The organism is Bradyrhizobium sp. MOS001 (assembly GCF_004634465.1).
Lineage (GTDB): Bacteria > Pseudomonadota > Alphaproteobacteria > Rhizobiales > Xanthobacteraceae > Bradyrhizobium > Bradyrhizobium barranii.
The window spans coordinates 1-2,447 of the sequence record NZ_SPVJ01000138.1 but is presented as its reverse complement, the minus strand read 5'-3'; the positions used below and the strand labels follow the sequence as shown (position 1 = coordinate 2,447).

Below are 2,447 nucleotides of genomic sequence, written 5' to 3'. Positions count from 1 at the left end.
TGCGGCCCATGCCGGACAGACCGAGTATGACCCGGCCAAGGTTAGTGACAGCCTGAAGGCAGTCTTCCAATTCGGCTCGGTCTCGACCAAGAAGGCAATGAACGCCAACACGGTCACGCTGCTTACTGGTACGATCGGCGGCACCTATGTGCAGTTCGGTGCAGACCTCGCTTCCGTGCTCGACGACGACGGTAAGCTGCGCGTCCTGCCGATCACCGGTCGAGGCTCGGTGCAGAGCATCGCCGACATCCTCTTTCTTAAAGGCGTCGATCTCGGAATCGTGCGGGCCGACACGCTCGACTATCTCGAGAAGAAGGGCATCGCCAACAACATCAAGAAGCAGTTTACCTATGTGACCAAGCTCTACAATGAGGAGATGCAGGTCATCGCACCGAAGGCAGTCAAGACTCTAAGCGATCTCGAAGGTAAGACGGTGAGCGTCGACCTGCCCAATGGCGGCACGTTTGTGACTGCACTGACAATTTTTGAGCGGCTCGGGATCAAAGCGAACTTCGTCTATATCGAGCAGCGGATCGCAATGGAAAAGTTGTAGAAGGGCGAGCTCGACGCCGTCATCGTGGTGGGCGGCAAGCCATACGTGTCTGTCACTGCCTTCAAGAATGACGGCTCCTTTCATCTTGCTGCGGTCGACTATTCGAAACCCCTGCAGAGCGATTATCTGCCGGCGACGTTGACCTCGAAAGACTATCCGAACCTGATTCCCGAGGGAGAAACGGTGGAAACGATCGCGGTGCCGGCGGTGCTCGCAGCATACAATTGGGCCCCCAACACTGAACGCCGTCGCAAGCTCGCCTTGTTCGTTGACGCCTTCTTCTCGAAATTCGCCGATTTGCAGAACCCGCCCTTTCATCCCAAGTGGAAGGAGGTCTCCCTGACGGCACCACTCGCGGGCTGGAATCGCCTGCCGCTCGCGCAGCAATGGCTCGACCAACACGGCGTCGAACCGGTAAAGCGACAACACTTTGAGGCATTCCTGCAAGAGAACCCGGCCGTCGCCAATATTCAGTCGGAGGCCGATAAGGAAGCACTATTCCGGCAATTTAAGACCTGGGAACAGGGGAGAAATGCGCAGGCACGGATGGACTCCCAAGTGGACTCCAAGAAGGTTCGAGAGCGGGACCACACCTTCCACTCGGCACTGCAAGCTGCACCTCCACGCCACCCGCCCCGCCGATCGCACCCAAGACGAGCACTCGGTAGCTTGACGGGGCAAGGCTCGGTGAGCGAATGCAGCTATCCGGATTTCTGCAATCGCACGAGCGAGGAAGCCTGGCGGAACCCATTCCTCGGCGCCACTCCGCCCGACGGCGCCAAACAAGGACTCTCAACTTCCGATGATCCGTTTCGGGGCTTCGCTCCGACACAGCCTGTTCTCAGATAACGGAAGCCCTTCGACCACCCGCTGATGTTCGTCAGCGGGCGCCGTATTGCGCGCCTCCTTCAAGACATGCCGCACCGCGAGCGAGGCCGCCCAACTGAGCTTGATCGAACTGTCGGTAACTCTTGATTACAGGCTTGCCACGTGGTCGACAAGAAACCCGCGTCAAACCTAGGAGCGTCGTGACGTTGCCGGAGGTCCGCTGCTAGCCCTAAGTGGACATGCCTTTGTCCGCGCCTGGTGTCCGATTTCGGGGCCTAACCCGGCATCACATGTGAGTACACGGACTAGATTGCGAACGTCGTACCAAGATTAAGGACCATCTTTACCATCCACTGGCCCCTGATCGTAAAGGTCATCGGGTTCGTGTTGGGTAAATCGAAATTAAAAAAGACGCTTCCACTCTTATTGAATGCCACGCCGGACAAGTCATCTGGTGAAAAGGACACGTTTTGCGTGACGTCACCGCGATGCCCCTTAATGTCCTTCAACGAAAATGGGCCGCTGAAGGTGCGCATAAGTTGCGTGTCTAATTGGAAGTCCGTGTCCGCAACACCACTTCCCGAGATTGGTCCGGAGCAACCCAACAGTGCTGCGATGTTAGCTACCCTGCTGCCAATCTTAAACGATATCGATGCGGTGCCCGACGACGTGCGTACCCTCAGCACGTGCGCAGCAATAAACCAGTCGTCCGCCTTTGTGTCTGCTGCCACGGCCGCCTCCCGCTGTAACTGAACCCTCTCGCCAGCGACTGGAGATTAACCGTCCTGATGTCATACCCATGTGAAGAGGTTCACACGACGCAAAACGACATCGGGTGACGCGCCCATTGTGTTGTTCAACAGAAAGGCCGCAGCGGCGAACCACTGCGGCCTGCTGCCGGGTTAAAATTTATAAGTGAAATATGGGTCCAGCCCCGGCGAGATGAAGCCTACAGCGCGGGGCGGGGCGCAATGTCGTCGATGTTACACTGTGGGACAATTAAATGCGTCAGCTTCGCTGACTGAGGTGGGACTCGCCGGGGCTGGCGAAGGCGAGCCCTCAACCC

Annotated in this window: 1 protein-coding gene and 1 pseudogene; one reads left to right on the top strand and one right to left on the bottom strand. The window is 57.6% G+C overall.

Annotated features, from left to right (window positions below; translation table 11 throughout):
- Nucleotides 1–1,075: pseudogene (locus CT676_RS43435) on the top strand (TAXI family TRAP transporter solute-binding subunit); the annotation flags it as partial.
- A 611-nt stretch (nt 1,076–1,686) separates the two neighbouring features.
- Here the strand turns inward: CT676_RS43435 and CT676_RS43430 are convergent.
- Nucleotides 1,687–2,112 carry a hypothetical protein gene (locus tag CT676_RS43430; RefSeq protein WP_063982908.1) on the bottom strand — a complete coding sequence of 142 codons (426 nt, stop codon included), beginning with the start codon at nt 2,110–2,112 and terminating at the stop codon, nt 1,687–1,689.
- Between the last annotated feature and the right edge of the window lie 335 nt (nt 2,113–2,447).